Raw genomic sequence first — 16,043 nt, 5'->3', positions numbered from 1 at the left:
CGATTGCTTGTTGGATTATTCTGTCCATTACTGTTGGTATTCCGAGTTTTCTTTTTCCTCCGTTTGGTTTAGGGATTTCTGCTCGGAGTACTGGTTGTGGTTTGTAGCGTCTTTCAATAATTTCTTGTCTTATCCTTGTCCAGTTTTCTTTGATGTATTCATCTATTTCTTCTACACTTATGCCATCTATTCCTGATGCTCCTTTATTGGAGATAACTTTTTCTTTGGCTTGATGCATGTTTTCTGGGTTTAGGATTTGACTTATTAGTTTATCTTCCATGTGCGCACTTGCTCCTTTCCGCTTGCATAACTTATTTCTTAGGTGTGAGATTTTGAGTTCATTTACGTTTCTTCTACTTTCTCTGTCAGATTTGTTATGCTACATACATTTTGCTTGTGCTTTTAAATTGTTCAGTCCTTCGGTGTTTCTACCTACTATGACTTCTGCTGACTTCTCATAGTTCGTTGTTACTACTGTCTCGTCTATGAGACCTCACGGGATAAGTCCTAATACTTTCATCGTTTACTTGCAGAATTTACGCTTTGGGTTTACGGTTACCTTTTGGGTCTTCGCTATCTTGCGCTAGCTTGCCCATCTGTTACGCCTTATATTCTGTTCCTATTCGTCAAGCCACGATTTCGCTACCCGTTCTTCTCTCCTAGATGTCGCCATCTAAAACTTCGGGGTCACTATTAGATTCGTTGGTAACTACGCTCTGTAGGGATTTTCACCCCAGCATTAGAACATGCCCGTCATACTAAAAAAACAGTAAACCGATTTAGTTTACTGCTTCGTGAATTGCTATCTTGTATCTTTTATTTGGTTATTTGAGTTTAATAAACTGGGATTCACAAATTACTATCTAACCATGTTTTTAGTTCATCAAAACTGTAATCTCCTTTTAACGCTATTCCATCTTTAATAATTGAATTCTTACATTCCTTTTTGTAATCTTCAATCATTCTCCCAAAACCACCTCCGCCATGCGTGCAAAACGGAATAATTGTCTTTCCATTTAAATCAACCGTTCTTAAAAACGATAGCACGGGTGGGGCAAAAGTTTTAAGCCAATTAGGAGAACCAATAAAAACCACCTCTGCATCTTCAATAGTTTCCGCTCCTTGAATAAGAGGTGGGCAATATCCTTTTTCAATTTCTTCTCTCACTTCTTTTACAGCTGTATTATATGAGAATGAATAAGGCTTTTGTGGCTTCAGCTCTCTCAAATCTCCATCAGTAATCAACGCAATATCTTCTGCTAATCTTCTTGTTGTTCCTGAATATGAATAATATACAACTAAAGGACTCATTATAATTACCTCCTTAATTCAACCTAATTACTATTATATCATTTTTATTATATGATAAGTAGCCTGATATTATCTATCCTGTTCACTCCCCCTAAAATATACATAGTGTTTACACACCCTGAAATAATCTACACTTGAACTGTTTCCAAAAGGTGTTTTTTAAATAGAAAAATGGCTTTTAAGATTTCTTCTAGAAATCCTAAAAGCCACCTGTTTCAAGAGTTTTATTTACCATTATCCTAATTTCTTGACATCAATACTATAATTAGTCATAACATGTATCAAGACCACTCTGAGGATAGCAGTACATCAAGAAGAGAGCCTTCACACTCGTTGCACGGTGGAAGTTGCAAAAGAAATGATATATTCGGGTACATATCAAAGCCCGTTCAATTAGAATATACACTACTTCTGCTGCTTCATTTCAATCACTGCATCAACGAACTGTTCCGGTAAGTCAGCATGAATATCGTGACTTGATTCATAACCAGATTTAAGCGTACTGTTTTTGATTAAAGTATGAACTTCTTCTGCATCTTTTTCGTCCATGGCAGATAGTAATATTCCTTTTTCATCATAATAGCTCGGCGCAGTTTCCTTTGAAGGCGCAACATGAAGAATGATCGTCGGGCATTCTATTTCGCTCAACATCTTTTTCTGGTCAACTCCATAAAACCAGGAAAAATCGTAAAAAGCCTCCCCAAATCTTAAATCATAGTTTCCTGTTCCGTCCTGCATGTTACGTGTTAAGAATATAATTCCATTCAGCCCGATTTCAGGAGGATAATACCAAACAATTGGCATTTTGCTACTATTTTCTCTGATTCTATTGGAAAAAGGATTTTTAACTATAAAGTCCCAATTATCTTTTCCATCTTTATTAAAAAGTGATTTCATGTAAGTATGATCAAGATAATATCTCGTATAATTCTTCTCCGCTTGCTGCGACAGAAAATCATGGATTGTCTTGAACTCAAGATAAGAAAAAGTATTTTCTGCTCTAGCAGGCTCTGTAGAGAAGAAAGGTCCATCTTCAAGGAGAAGCCCTTTTACCTGTTCCTTTTCCTTTGCAGCTATTGCCGCTGATATCAAAGCACCTGAGGAATGTCCTGAAAGATATGTTTTCTCACCAATCACATCACGCATGAAGTCGATCAAATCATCACGAATAGGAATTAGCTGATACTTATCAGGATGTTTAGACGATTTTCCATGTCCGTAGCAGTCTATTGCAAAGATGTGAAAATGATTTGAGAGTTTCGGTAAAACCTTCGCATAGTCTTCTTTTGATACCATCTGACCGTGAATTAGTAAAAGCGGCTCCCCATTATCAGGTCCTTCTAAGTATGCTATTTTACTGCCATCAGTAGTCTTGTACACTTTTTCTGTAAATCCTAATTGCTTCCCCTTTTTCCTCATAAACTGATCATTCCCATAATCAAAGTGAAGCGTTCGATATGCAAAACCCACTAGAATCACAACTATTACAATCAAAATAACCATAATAATTTTTAATCGTTTCATTCGTTTCATAATATCTTTCCTTTAATTGCCTGTAGCATCTCAGCCATTTTATCACCACTTATCAATGCTATTCCCTGATTTTGGTCACCCAGCAGGAGAATTGTGTCACCACTTTCTATATGGAACAAATTTCTTGCCTCTTTTGGAATTACAATCTGTCCTTTTGAGCCAACTTTTGCAGTCCAAGCATAAAGCCCCTGTTCGTTTTTCTCAGTTTTATTCTCATATTCCAAATTACTATGATATTGCTTGCTTTTTTTCATATTTTATCTCCTTGAGGATTAGTATCCTTTGTTATACATTTCATACTATTTATATCATAAATTATTGACTTGTCAAGTAAAAATATGTTAATCCCAACTCGACAATGCCGTAACAATTTCATATGCTTTTTATGTTTAAAGTATTCCTACAAAAAATCACCCCGCCATTTCCTGACGAGGTGCCCTATTTTAATATATTCTTTTCATCCATCTCCTTTTATCGCAAGGCCTGATTTGAATTCCACAGCCTATTTCTCATCGTAAACCGTAATCTTTTCACTAAGTCGTCTGACCGGACGTTCAGTGTATTCAGTAATCTACCTGACCCGTTTGTCGAGAAATATACAATTGCAAACAGTTTTATTGTCTGAATATCTCCAAAGCCACCTCCGACTACATTTCTGAAGTCTCAATACGTCAAAAAGCAGTTCCATAGTTACTTTTCCGGAAGACAGAACTGTTTTTAAAAGATCTAAAAATGAGATTACGATGATGCACTTTTTCTTGGCAATACCATCAAAACCCGTTTATTTCAAGGCTTTTCTATACAGTTTAGTCCCTCACCTTGACATCAATACTACCGTCTCTACATCTGGTAGTTAGGTTATATCTTATTTGTCTCTTATAACACAAAACAGCAACTTATATCTATTTTGTATTATAATTGTCTTCTCTAACAACTATTCTGATCAGGCTATTTTTACATTTTATAGATGTCATCTATTTTATTAATTTACTATAACCATTCATATAGCTTGAAGTTTCATATATTATTAATCTATAATGAGCAGCCTAATAGTATCCACCATGCTCACTCCACATAAAATATCCATAGTGTCTACATACTCTGTTATAATCTACACTCGAATTGTTCCCACAAGGTGTTTTTAAATAGAAAAATGGCTTTTAAGATTTCTTCTAAAATCCTAAAGCCATTGATTTCAACAGTCTTACAAACTCTTATCTTATTTCCTTGGCATCAATACTATAGTCTCGACGTAGCTCTAGTGGTCAGTATGGATAAATTTGGTAATTCTTCAAAAGCCTCGTATGTGGGAACATATTAATAATTATCAACTCATCGAATGAATCCCTATAAATCTAAACTATCTCTATCCAATAAAAAGTCAAACAAATTAATAGTTAGTATTCCATGTTCATCTAGAAATGGTTTTACTCTGTCTTTTACGATTATAATTTTTTTGAATGAATCATCAATATTCAATAAAGATGCTTTTTCTTGATTTATTTTTTCTATGGAAGGGAGGCTATATGCAGATTGAATATAATATTTTTTATTTCCAAGGTTGGCTATGAAATCAACTTCCAGCTGTTTCTTTATATCTTTATTATTAACATTTTCCCTTTTCATGACCATTCCTACATCAACCATATAGCCACGATATCTTAATTCGTTATAAATGATATTTTCCATTAGGTGGGTTGGTTCTATCTGTCTAAAGTTTAATCTTGCATTTCTCAACCCTACATCTTCAAAGTATATTTTATAAGGCGTGCCTATATATTTTCTCCCTTTAACATCGTATCGATAGACTCTTTTTAAAATAAAAGAATCTTCAAAATAGCCTATAAACTTATCAATTGTATTTGCAGAAATTTTAGATTTTTTTATGGACTTAAAAGTTGAAGCTATTTTACTTGGATTTGTAAGACTTGAAATGCCTGATGCCAAAATATTGAGTAGGTCTTCTAGTTCAGAAGTTAAACGTATGTCATACCTATGAACAATATCGCGCAAATATCATTTTCGAGTTGCCCCTTTAGATAATTCATCTTATCTTCATCCCTTTTCATTAAAGCCCCAGCTGGTAAACCGCCGTAAACTTGATATTCCGCAAAAGCATCTTCTTTGTCGCCATCATAAGTTTGAAGAAATTCAGAAAATACAAGCGGCATAACATGAATTTCATCACCCCTACCTGCAAATTCAGTAATGACATCTTTAGATAAGAATTTAGAATTACTCCCAGTAACATAAACATCAAAATTATCTTGACGCAAAAATCCATTTAAGACTTGCTCAAAAGATTTAAGCAATTGAACTTCATCTAAGAGGATATAAAATTTTTCCTTGTCATTCGTTTGGCTCATAATATAGTCTAAAAATTTTTTAGGATCTACTAATCTTTCACCACTTAGTAGATCTAAATCCATTAAATCTTCGCCAATTTTTAATAAATCCCTAGCCGAATCAAAGGCAAATTTTATAATATACTTATTATCTACTCCATTTTCAAGCAAATGATTATAAAATAGATTATTCAGCAAATAAGATTTTCCGCTCCTTCTAATTCCTGTAATAATCTTAATAAATCCATTATCTTTTTTTCGTATTAATTTATCTAGATAGTAATCACGTTTTATTTCCATAAACCTACACCTTTTTCTATTTAGAATTATTTCCGTTTTGGAACTTAATCTAAGTACATCATAAATGATAAACCCATGTAATTCAACTCTATTTAGAGATAATTCCATATAGGACCTATTTCGAAGTTAATTTTACATCGTTTGAATTAGTTTTTAATATCCTTAAAGTGTTTGTTAATTTTTCATTCAAGTACTTGACCATTTTTTCTTATATAATACTTATGGAACAAGCCCTTACCATAACATGGTGGAGCTATTTTTACAACTAAAAGACCCAACTTACACCACTTTAAGAGGCATGTCGGATTCTGTGGGATTTATTGTGTATTTAGTTTTTATTTTTGTCAATTTTCTATTTCAACTTCAACTGAAGATTTAAATATTACTTTAATCATTTCATCATAAACTATAATCTTTTATATTAGTTAATTTGTAATTGAAGCCACCGCTTACCTTCGCTATTACATTAGCATTAATAATTGTATTTACATTTGCGTTCATACAACATTCGCATTAGCAGCTAAAATTATAAGAATTAATACTACAACCCTAGACTCAATGTCGTCACCTTGTATTACCAGTTTATTTTTTCATTTTCAATATACACAACTTTATCTTTTTTTAATTCTTAATAGATTCTAACTATTTTCTTTTTTCGCCAAAGCATTATTAACTTTATATCCAATGATGAAGTAGAATAGCATTTGCAATACAACTATGATTGTCATAGTTGTATTAGTTAGACTATTACTAAATATTATTATAATATTTAGTAATATAAAAAATATAGTATATATGCGCAAAAGTTTAGCTGCATACTTATGGGCATAATTCCAGTTTTCTTTTGATTTCATACTTAATGCTGTTCTAAATCCACTATACTTACTTATATTTCCATTTGCTTTATACTTATAAAAGAAAGACAAAAGCAATCCTGCTATAGGTAATAAACTAATTACAATTTTTTCAAAATTCATACAAACCCCTCTAAAAATCCTAAAAGCTACTACTTTCAACAATATTATAACCTATAATCTTATTTTTGACATCAATACCACGCTCTCAACATGGCTTAAGTGGTCAGTATGGATAAGATTTAGTATTTTCCAAACGCCTCGTATGTGGAAATATATCCATAACGAATAAGTTAAGCTATTCATTATAAGTCTAAACTTTCCTTGTTTAACAAATTTGGACCTTAATCTAAGTATATCATGAAGAATAAGGTCATATAATTCAAATCTATTTAGAAATAATTCCGTATCGGACATATTTTTAAATTAGTGTTTTAACATTCCCATTATCATCTTACTTTACTAGCAAAACTTCAATTTCCTGTTTTCTTTTCGAACACACAACAATTTTAATATTTATTTAGACCAACCTGATGATATACATACATCAAGATGTGAGCTCTAACACTAATTGCATGGTAAAAATGCAAAAAATATATCCTAGGAAGTGTAAGTTAAAGTTCAATATCAACTAAATTTCGTCATCCTTTAAGTGACTTTAAATATTCTTTTTGTTTCGGTGTAATGCGCCTACTTTCACGTGCCTTCTGTATTGCCTTATTATGAGTCCATGTATCTAGGTGCTGTTCTTCAATATATTTTATGGTCGCATCCCATTGCTTTGCCAAAGCCGTTGCAAAAAACCACGCAATCATCATCTTAACATAATACTCTTCACTATTAACAGAGACTGGTATCTCCAAATATTCAGGCTTAAAATCATCATCAAGAAAGTAAGACATCAAGATCTCAATTCCAAAGCGGCAAGTATAGGTCTTTTCCGATGCCGACCATTCTTTAATTTTTTCCAAAAGTGCTTTTTTATTTTTTTGAAAATCTTTGGAGACATAATATCGCAAACAGCCCAATTATCTACATAAGGCAGAAATTCATCAACTGCCACAATACAGGCATCATAGTCTTTAATTTCAGAAATTAGGAGTCCATGAAGTATATTTTCATCATAATATTTATGGGGTAAATCCCTTAGAAATTTTGATGTTTCCGGATCTCCTATAATTCTTTTAGCAAGCTTTCTAGCCTCTGGAACTCTAACCCCTATCAATAGGTCTCTTGGAATATTTGGTGTCAATTTCGCTTGAAAATCAGCATATGAAATATCCTGCAATGCCAATAATTCTTCTTTGATGTTCATTTCTCTCACTCTCTATATAATTCTAATTTGCCGCTCTACTATGGATTTTTGACATCAATACTACACTCTCGACGTGGCTTGAGTGGTCAGTATGGATAATATTTAATATTTTAGGGAAGCCTCGTATGTGGGAATATATTTATTCTCAATTATTCTAAATTCTTTTAACATTTTATTTAAAACTAATGCATTTTCATATTCTTCGACAAATGCTCCATTGTCTCACCTAAAAGGTATATTAGAGCATCTTGTAAATCTTGTGCTGTTTCTTGTTAATATTCTTCAATTAACATCTTAGAGATTTTGTTTCTGATCGCTTTCTTATGGCATAAAAATTCCTCCTGATTAGTTTTTCTTAACCATAATCAGGAGATTTCTATACACAGAATTTTACACAGTCTCAAATATCTAGTACTTCTACTATCTCTTCTCTTTTTTCTTTCATTATAATTTTTTTGATTACTTCTTCATCTAAGTATTTTGAAAAATTATCCAATTCAGATGTTACTTCAAATATTATATTATGATTTTTATCACTTAAATCAAAACTCGAGTCATATTTTGTTTTATCTGACCAATAATTCCAATTTATATCTGTCCTTTCATAATATACATAATTTTTTTTGGGAGTTACAAACACTCTTTTATTAATGAGTTTTTTTCCATCTTCTGCTTTAAACATTTCAGAATATAATTTTATTCCTTTGAATTCTTTATAATTACTAATATTATCATTTGAAACATTTAATCTAATATCTTCATACTTCATAAAATACCTCCTTATGTTAATCAATTTTACTATATTATCAACACAGACAATGTAAATTGATTATTACAAACTAATTATAATTTTTAAGCTTGCAGATTTTCTAACAATACTATACCCCCCCCTACATGGCCTATGAAAACATAATGGTTAAATTTATAGTACTTAGGGTAAAAGTCTCTTGAGGTGATATTATGAATATAAAAGAATTAAATAATGAAAAATTATATATAGATGGCCAATTTGTAGACGCATCAAGCGGAGAATTCATAGATGTAGAAAATCCTGCAACAGAAGAAATCATAGCAAAGATTCCTTCTGCAAGCAAAGAAGATATAGACAAAGCTTGTAATGCAGCCTACGAGGCCTTCAAAACTTACTCGAAGACTAGCCTTGAGGAAAGAATTGCCTATATGGAAAAGCTAAAGGATTGGATAGCCTATCACCAAGATGACTTTGACGAGATTATCCTCCTAGAACTTGGTATACCAAAACACATAGGTCACGATTCTCAAGTCAAAACTCAAATTGAGAGAATCGAAACTTTTATAAAAGAAGTAAAAAACATAAAAACGGAAGAAGAATACGAAGGCGGATTTTTACTACGTGAACCAATTGGTGTAGTCGCATCAATCACCCCATGGAACTACCCACTTGGACAAATAGTACAAAAAGTAATTCCTGCCCTCTTGTCAGGATGTACAGTTGTTCAAAAACCAGCAACTGCAACCCCACTAACAGCTTACCTATTTACCAAGGCCCTAGATGAAATTGGACTTCCAAAGGGAGTATTTAACCTAATCACAGGCCAAGGTTCTGAGGTTGGAGATGTCCTAAACAAGCATCCAAAAGTAGCCATGGTTTCATACACTGGATCTATAACAGGTGGTGGCCAAGCAGCAGGTCTTGCTATGGAATCTGCCAAAAAAGTTGTCCTAGAACTAGGTGGCAAGTCCCCAGCAGTATTCTTAAAGGGAGCTGACATTAAAAAGGGTGTCAAACAAGTCCTAGACACAGTTTATAGAAATGTAGGCCAAACATGCTCATGCCTATCTCGTGCTGTAGTTGTCGAAGAAATTTATGATCAAGTAGTGGAAGAATTCGAAAAACAATATGAAAATTACCCAGCAGGAGATCCAAGAGATGAGAGCACAGTAGTAGGCCCACTATCTAGCCAAAAGCAATTTGAAAGAGTTCAAAAATACGTAAACATCGGTCTCGATGAAGGAGCTAAGCTTCTAAAAGGTGAAGCTTTAGAAAAGAATGGCTCTGGATATTTTGTAAAACCAGTTATATTTACAGATGTAAAGCCTGGTATGACAATCCACGATGAAGAAATTTTTGGACCAGTCCTATCAATTATCAAGGTTAAAGATAACAAAGAATCCATAGAAGTAGCAAATGCAGTAGAATATGGCCTATCTTCAGCAGTATTTGGCGAAGATGATGAAGCCTTGGAAGTTGCAAGAGAAATCAGAGCTGGCGAATGCTATGTAAATGGTGGATCAAAAGCCCATAACCTACCATTTGGTGGCTACAAGCAATCTGGAGTCGGCAGAGAAGGTGGCATCCACGGTCTATTAGAATACTACGAACTTAAATCAGTTTATAAACAATAAATCCTATAAACAAAGTCCCAAGTAGAAATATGTAAATTTATTTTTTCTATAATCGCAAGCTCGTTCATGTCAAATAATGCGGTTTTATAAAATACCAATTTGGAAACCAAAAGATTTTACCTATTTCTTGCAAGGGACTTTTGTTTATATAAAAGATAGAGCTCTGACTCTTCTTTTTTTATTGTGAAAATTTGATATACTAGACTTATGAGAAAATTAGATTACATACCAAAAACAAATATAAAAATGATACACATAGACAAATCCTATTCCTTTGGCATCGATTCAATACTATTGATGGATTTTGCCAAGATGCGATCTGATAAAACTTTGATAGATATAGGAGCAGGTTCTGGAATTCTTTCCCTTGGGGCCAATAGCCTTTATAATCTAAAAGAAGTTATGGCAATAGAAATTCAAGAAGAAAAGGCAAGGCTATTAGAAGAAAATATTGCCTTAAATAATCTTAATAATGTAGTGGTGATTAACGATGATTTAAATAATGTAGAAATTGAGACAAATTCTTACGATTACATCATCACCAATCCCCCATATTACAAGATTTGCGACAATATATCCAACAAAAATGAGGAATTTCTAATCTCTCGCCAGGAAAAATATCTCAAACTAGAAGACATTTTCAAATTTGCCAACAAGGCCCTAAAGGATAGGGGCAAGCTATTTATGATCCATAAGCCTGAACGAATGGTAGATATATTCACTCAATCCGGCAATCTAAAGGCCAAAAGAGTCCGTTTTGTATCTTCCACTTACGATAAAAAACCAGAATTTATCCTCATAGAATTTGTAAAGAATGCAAATGACGGTCTAAAAATTGAAAAACCCTTGATTATCTACGAAGATGGCCATTATAGCCAAGAAGTCAAAGAAATTAATGGCATAGAACAATAAAATATTTTAAAGGAGTTTATATGGACTATCAAATATACTTTATCCCAACACCTATTGGAAATCTTGAAGATATGACTATTAGGGCAATCAATACTCTAATGGAAGTTGATATCATAGCTTGTGAAGATACTAGGGAAAGCAGGAAGCTCTTGGATCACTTTAATATAAAAAAAGAACTCACTTCCTACCATAAGTTTAATGAGCTAGCAAAAAGTGAAGAAATAATTAAAAATTGCAAAAATGGTATGACCTATGGAATAATTACAGACCAAGGTATGCCGGGCATATCCGACCCTGGCCATATATTGATTAAAAAATGCATATCAGAAGGCATAAGATACACAATTTTGCCTGGCGCAAGCTCCATACTTACAGCCCTCGTTGGCTCTGGTATAGAAAATAATTCTTTTATTTATTACGGCTTCATTCCCAAAAAACAAGGAGATAAAGAAAAGCTCTACCAGGAGCTAAAAGAGCAGACTCGCACAAGTATTTTATTTGACACTCCCCACAACATAGGAAAAACTATAGAAGATTTTAAGGAAATTTTCCCAGAAAGAAAACTTTGCATAGCCCGAGAGCTTACAAAGAAATTCGAAGAATACTATATAGAAGAAATCGGCAAAATTAATATAGACGAACTGACCTTGAAGGGAGAATTTGTCCTAGTCTTATCAGGCGCATACCTAATAGTAAATGAGTCACTAGAAGTTTTTGAAGATGATATCAAAGCCTATATAAAACAAGGACTTCGCACCAAGGAGATTTCAAAGATTATAAAGGATAAATCTTCTTTTAGCAAAAATGAAATATACGAATATGTTTTGACTTTGACTAAATAAAATGATTAGTTATTTTTATAAAATAATAAGGCCAAGCTAATATTCCTGCTGAGCCTTTATTTTTTAATTAATCCTATTTTTACTATCTCCCGTTTCCAAGACTTCTACCACTGCATTTAAGGCGTATTTGACTTGGTTTTCTAGGGATGTATTGGTCAGATATGTTATGTGAGGATAGTAGTCGACCCTATCATTAGACAAAAGCCTATCAAGAATATCATCTTGGTAGTTTGGGTCTTTTTTACCATTTATAACCTTCTCATTTTCATAGACATCAAGGCCAGCAAAGGCAATCTTTCCACTATCAATGGCTTCGAGCAAGTCTTCTGTATTGATAAGACCTCCCCTAGCACAATTAAATATCATTGCTCCATCTTTCATCTTGGCAAAAGCTTTTTTATCAAAGAAGTGATAGTTTTCCTCTGTGAGGGCGGAATGGATTGTTATGATGTCTGATTCTTTCAAAAGCTCATCATAGGAAGATAAAAACCTCACCCCATCAATGTCTTTCTTGCCACGAGAACTGTAGGAAACTACATTTGCTCCAAAGGCATTTGCAATCTTTGCTACATGTTGACCAATCCTGCCAAGGCCATAGATACCCAAAGTCTTGCCCTTAAAAGTTTGTCCTAGGATATTTTCCCTTTGCCTATAATCATTTTCTTTTAAGTTATTTTGAATTTCTTTATCTTTCTTTAATGCCTTAAGTATCATCATTACGGTAAATTCTGCTATGGATTCTGGGGAATAATCTGGGACATTGGTGATGATAATGTCATTTTCCCTTGCCTTTTCAAGGTCAAAGATATCATAGCCAACAGAAGTTAAGGCAATCTGTTTCAGACCTAAATCGTGCAATCTCTCATAGATAGAATTATCAAAAGATTTGGGTAGGGTCATGGCAAGGCCATCGTAATCAGCCAATATGTCCACATTATCTGGGCTGATTCTCTCATCAATTATATCAACTTTTATCTTATTCTCATCTTCCCACTCTTTGACATAGTCATAAGCCAAGTGATGGGCGTTAAAAAATGCTATTTTCATATTTTTCTCCTCATATATAGGATATCTACCCAATTTATGGCAAAATAAAAAGAACCCTAGGGTCCTTTAAAATTTTATTATTTGTTTTTTCTGTTTTTTCTTTTAGCAGCGTCATTTTTTTTCTTTCTAATAACGCTTGGTTTTTCGTAGTGTTCTCTTCTTCTGTATTCAGAAAGTACACCGGATCTTGCGCATTGTCTTTTGAATCTTTTAATTGCACTATCGATTGATTCGTTTTCTCCAACTCTGATCTCTGTCATCTCTATCCCCCCTCTCGTATAACACAATTTTTTCAATATTCTAAGTTACAAATCAGCCTGGTGGCCAGTTAAATGATCTGCCGCCTAGTACATGAAAATGCAAGTGAGGAACGCTTTGTCCCCCTTCTTCGCCGATATTTGTGACAACTCTGTAGCCTTCTAGGCCTTTTTCTTTAGCAAGTTTTGCTATAGTAAGCATAATTTGGCTAATAAGAGCGCTGTCTCCTTCATCAAGCGTAGCTAAACTTGTTATGTGCTTTTTTGGTATAACAAGAAAATGGATAGGTGCTTGTGGATCTAGATCATTAAATGCAATTAAATTTTCATCTTCATAGATCGCTTCACTAGGAATTTCTCCTGCTGCAATCTTGCAAAATACACAATCCATACTTCACCCCCATTGCTATATATAATACCACAAGAAAAAATCTCAGTCAACAAAATATTGATAAATAGACATCTAAAAATTTAAATAATTTCTCCTACAAGTTCGCCTTTTATAATATCTGTTATTTTAACACTTGCTATAGTATTGGCAAGTATTTGATTTTTGACATTTACCTTTAGATAATTTGTAGAATATCCTCCAGAGTACCCTTCTAGGTCAGACTTAGATTCTATCAAGACTTCTAGGACTTTGCCTATTTGTTCTTCTAAAAAGGCCATCCTGTTTTTTTCTTCGATTCTTTCAAGTTCGTGGAGTCTTTGCTTTTTGATATTGCCATCAACTTGGCCAGTCATTTTAGCAGCTCTTGTCCCTTCTCTTGGAGAATATTTGAATAGGTGAGTTTTGGCAAATTTAATCTCATCTACAAATTCCATAGTCTCTTCGTGGTTTCTTTGGCTTTCTCCAGGAAATCCTACGATTATATCTGTTGTAAGGCCAGCATTTGGGAAGACTTCTCTTATGAGGTCGACTTTTTCCTTATACATTTTCCTATCGTACTTGCGGTTCATTGCATTAAGAATATCGTCAGATCCTGATTGTAGGGATAGGTGGAAGTGGTCGCAGGCCTTGCCAGTAGCTTTCATTCTTTCTAGGAAATCTAGGCTTATATGTCTTGGTTCCATAGATGAAAGTCTGATACGCTTAATTTCATCAACACTAGCAACAGCTTCTATGACATCTATTAGGGAAATGTTACTATCAAAATCCTTGCCGTAGCTTGCTACGTGGATTCCTGTTAGGACTATTTCCTTAAAACCATTACTAGCAAGCCTTTTAGTCTCTTCGACAATAGAATCAATATCACGGCTTACAATGTTGCCCCTAGCATAAGGTATTAGACAATAAGAGCAGTACATATTGCAACCATCTTGGATTTTGATATAAGCCCTGGTCATTTCTGTCTGGTTAGATATCTCTAGCTCTTCGTAAGTTTTAGTTTCTGATGGAGCTATGATCTTGTCAATGGCATCTTTATTTTGGAGTATGTCTTCACATAGGTCAACTACATTTTCCTTGTTGCGAGATCCTAGTACTATATCAACGCCTTCGATTTCTGCTACTTCTTCTGGTTTTACTTGTGAGTAGCAACCCATTACAGCAACTATGGCATCTGGGTTGTCGCGGCGAGCTTTGGATATCATTTGCCTTGACTTTCTATCGCTCATATTGGTCACAGTGCAGGTGTTTATTACGTATATATCTGCATTTGTTTGGGCTTTTTCATAGCCTTTTTGTAAAAATAGTTCTTCTACTGCTTCTGATTCGTATTGGTTTACCTTACATCCTAGTGTAATGATGTTAAATGTGTTTGCCATTAATCAAATAAATCCTTTAGTTTTTCGAAGAAGCCTTTTTCGTGCTCTTTTACTTCTGCACCTACAGTATTGGCGTAGGCCTTGAGGGCTTCTTTTTGTTCGCTGTTAAGATTTTCTGGAGTTAGGACTTTCACATAGAAATACAAGTCGCCTGTTCTATTAGTCCTTGCATCTGTAATTCCTTGTTTTTTGACCTTAAACTTAGTGCCTGTCTGAGTGCCAGCTGGTATATCAAAAGGCATTTTTTCCTTTAGGGTAGGTATTTCGATCTCGCCACCAAGGGCAGCTGTTGGGAAAGATATTGGCATATCGTAGTATATGTCTAGGCCATCGCGTTTGAATATGTCATGTTCTTCGACATGCATTATGACATATAAATCCCCATTTGGCCCACCATTGTAGCCAGCATCTCCCTTGTTTGAAACACGCATAACATTATTTGTTTCAACACCAGATGGGATTTCAATCTTAATTCTCTCGCTTTTTTGAATCCTACCTTCCCCGTGGCAATTCCTACATGGCTCTTCTATGACCTTGCCTGTTCCATGACATTGATCACAGGTAACAGTCCTACTCATTCTACCAAAAGGCGTTTGGCTAACTTGGTTTATAACACCTTGGCCATTACATTTTGAACAGGTATGGATGGAGTTTTCATTTTCAGCTCCAGAGCCTCCACAAGTTGGGCATATTTCTTCCCTGCGAACTTGGATTTCCTTATCAACACCAAAGGCTGCTTCTGCAAAAGTTAGATTTACAACTTGTTGGATATCGGCGCCCTTAGTAGGTCTGTTTGTCTGTTGGCTTCCTGCTCCAGAAAATAAATCTGTAAACAAGTCCCCAAACAAGTCTCCAAAGCCTCCAGTAAAGCCACCAGAGTAGCCTCCGCCACCATTGGTAAAGGCAGCTTCGCCAAATCTGTCGTATTGGGCTCTTTTTTCCTTATCTGATAGGATTTCATATGATAAAGTTGCTTCTTTGAACTTTTGTTCTGCTTCACTATCTCCCGGATTTAGGTCAGGGTGATATTTCTTGGCAAGTTTTCTATATTCTCTTTTAATCTCATCTGCTGTGGCATCTCGGCTTACGCCAAGCACTTCATATGGATCTTGCATTTTTCCTCCACTATTTAGACTTAAAAAAAGCTATTTCATTATGAAATAGCCTTTTTATTT

15 protein-coding genes and 2 pseudogenes are annotated in these 16,043 nt (G+C 34.3%); 3 read left to right on the top strand and 14 right to left on the bottom strand.

Annotation, left to right across the window (positions count from 1 at the left end):
* The 9 genes and pseudogenes from BN38_RS08800 to BN38_RS08765 all read right to left on the bottom strand — a co-directional run.
* Positions 1 to 280, bottom strand: a pseudogene (locus tag BN38_RS08800) (group II intron reverse transcriptase/maturase); the annotation flags it as partial.
* Positions 281 to 849: 569 nt separating this feature from the next.
* Positions 850 to 1,311: a flavodoxin gene (locus BN38_RS08795; protein ID WP_044567022.1), complete on the bottom strand. Its 462-nt coding sequence runs from the start codon at positions 1,309 to 1,311 to the stop codon at positions 850 to 852.
* A gap of 405 nt (positions 1,312 to 1,716) precedes the next feature.
* On the bottom strand, positions 1,717 to 2,844 hold the full coding sequence (locus BN38_RS08790) for an alpha/beta fold hydrolase (protein ID WP_044567020.1): 1,128 nt from the start codon (positions 2,842 to 2,844) through the stop codon (positions 1,717 to 1,719).
* Positions 2,841 to 3,098 (bottom strand): AbrB/MazE/SpoVT family DNA-binding domain-containing protein, encoded by a 258-nt coding sequence (locus tag BN38_RS08785; RefSeq protein WP_044567017.1) that lies wholly within the window; start codon positions 3,096 to 3,098, stop codon positions 2,841 to 2,843. Before BN38_RS08785 ends, BN38_RS08790 begins: the two co-directional genes overlap by 4 nt.
* A gap of 1,093 nt (positions 3,099 to 4,191) precedes the next feature.
* Positions 4,192 to 4,857 carry an ATP-binding protein gene (locus BN38_RS11425; protein ID WP_407636505.1) on the bottom strand — a complete coding sequence of 222 codons (666 nt, stop codon included), beginning with the start codon at positions 4,855 to 4,857 and terminating at the stop codon, positions 4,192 to 4,194.
* A complete protein-coding gene (locus BN38_RS11420) occupies positions 4,821 to 5,489 on the bottom strand; it encodes an ATP-binding protein (protein WP_230197766.1) in 669 nt (222 codons plus the stop codon). Before BN38_RS11420 ends, BN38_RS11425 begins: the two co-directional genes overlap by 37 nt.
* Positions 5,490 to 6,127: 638 nt before the next feature.
* A complete protein-coding gene (locus BN38_RS08775; RefSeq protein WP_010248462.1) occupies positions 6,128 to 6,466 on the bottom strand; it encodes an SdpI family protein in 339 nt (112 codons plus the stop codon).
* 518 nt (positions 6,467 to 6,984) lie between these two features.
* Positions 6,985 to 7,658, bottom strand: a pseudogene (locus BN38_RS11590) (DNA alkylation repair protein).
* A gap of 400 nt (positions 7,659 to 8,058) precedes the next feature.
* On the bottom strand, positions 8,059 to 8,427 hold the full coding sequence (locus tag BN38_RS08765) for an EXLDI protein (RefSeq protein WP_044567015.1): 369 nt from the start codon (positions 8,425 to 8,427) through the stop codon (positions 8,059 to 8,061).
* Between the two features lie 191 nt (positions 8,428 to 8,618).
* Here BN38_RS08765 and BN38_RS08760 point away from each other — a divergent pair, with 191 nt between their 5' ends.
* The 3 genes from BN38_RS08760 to rsmI all read left to right on the top strand — a co-directional run bounded on the left by BN38_RS08760 (position 8,619) and on the right by rsmI (position 11,797).
* Positions 8,619 to 10,043: an aldehyde dehydrogenase family protein gene (locus BN38_RS08760; RefSeq protein ID WP_044567013.1), complete on the top strand. Its 1,425-nt coding sequence runs from the start codon at positions 8,619 to 8,621 to the stop codon at positions 10,041 to 10,043.
* A gap of 207 nt (positions 10,044 to 10,250) precedes the next feature.
* Positions 10,251 to 10,955: a tRNA1(Val) (adenine(37)-N6)-methyltransferase gene (locus BN38_RS08755; protein WP_044567010.1), complete on the top strand. Its 705-nt coding sequence runs from the start codon at positions 10,251 to 10,253 to the stop codon at positions 10,953 to 10,955.
* Between the two features lie 20 nt (positions 10,956 to 10,975).
* Entirely contained in the window at positions 10,976 to 11,797 is an 822-nt protein-coding gene (gene rsmI, locus BN38_RS08750) for a 16S rRNA (cytidine(1402)-2'-O)-methyltransferase (RefSeq protein WP_044567008.1), read from the top strand.
* Between the two features lie 63 nt (positions 11,798 to 11,860).
* Here rsmI and BN38_RS08745 read toward each other — a convergent pair whose 3' ends face one another.
* The 5 genes from BN38_RS08745 to dnaJ form a co-directional block, all read right to left on the bottom strand.
* Positions 11,861 to 12,844: an NAD(P)-dependent oxidoreductase gene (locus BN38_RS08745; RefSeq protein WP_044567005.1), complete on the bottom strand. Its 984-nt coding sequence runs from the start codon at positions 12,842 to 12,844 to the stop codon at positions 11,861 to 11,863.
* A 77-nt stretch (positions 12,845 to 12,921) separates the two neighbouring features.
* Positions 12,922 to 13,104: a 30S ribosomal protein S21 gene (gene rpsU / locus BN38_RS08740; protein WP_004835302.1), complete on the bottom strand. Its 183-nt coding sequence runs from the start codon at positions 13,102 to 13,104 to the stop codon at positions 12,922 to 12,924.
* Between the two features lie 52 nt (positions 13,105 to 13,156).
* Positions 13,157 to 13,492, bottom strand: coding sequence for a histidine triad nucleotide-binding protein (locus BN38_RS08735; protein WP_044567000.1), 336 nt, complete (start codon positions 13,490 to 13,492; stop codon positions 13,157 to 13,159).
* 80 nt (positions 13,493 to 13,572) lie between these two features.
* Positions 13,573 to 14,868: a tRNA (N(6)-L-threonylcarbamoyladenosine(37)-C(2))-methylthiotransferase MtaB gene (gene mtaB / locus BN38_RS08730; protein ID WP_044566998.1), complete on the bottom strand. Its 1,296-nt coding sequence runs from the start codon at positions 14,866 to 14,868 to the stop codon at positions 13,573 to 13,575.
* Complete coding sequence (gene dnaJ, locus BN38_RS08725; protein WP_044566995.1) at positions 14,868 to 15,983, bottom strand: molecular chaperone DnaJ; 1,116 nt, start codon at positions 15,981 to 15,983, stop codon at positions 14,868 to 14,870. The genes mtaB and dnaJ overlap by 1 nt, the downstream gene beginning before the upstream one ends.
* Between the last annotated feature and the right edge of the window lie 60 nt (positions 15,984 to 16,043).

The organism is Anaerococcus provencensis, assembly GCF_000312365.2.
GTDB lineage: Bacteria > Bacillota > Clostridia > Tissierellales > Peptoniphilaceae > Anaerococcus > Anaerococcus provencensis.
The sequence above is the reverse complement of the archived record's forward strand: the minus strand, read 5'-3'. Positions and strand labels throughout refer to the sequence as shown.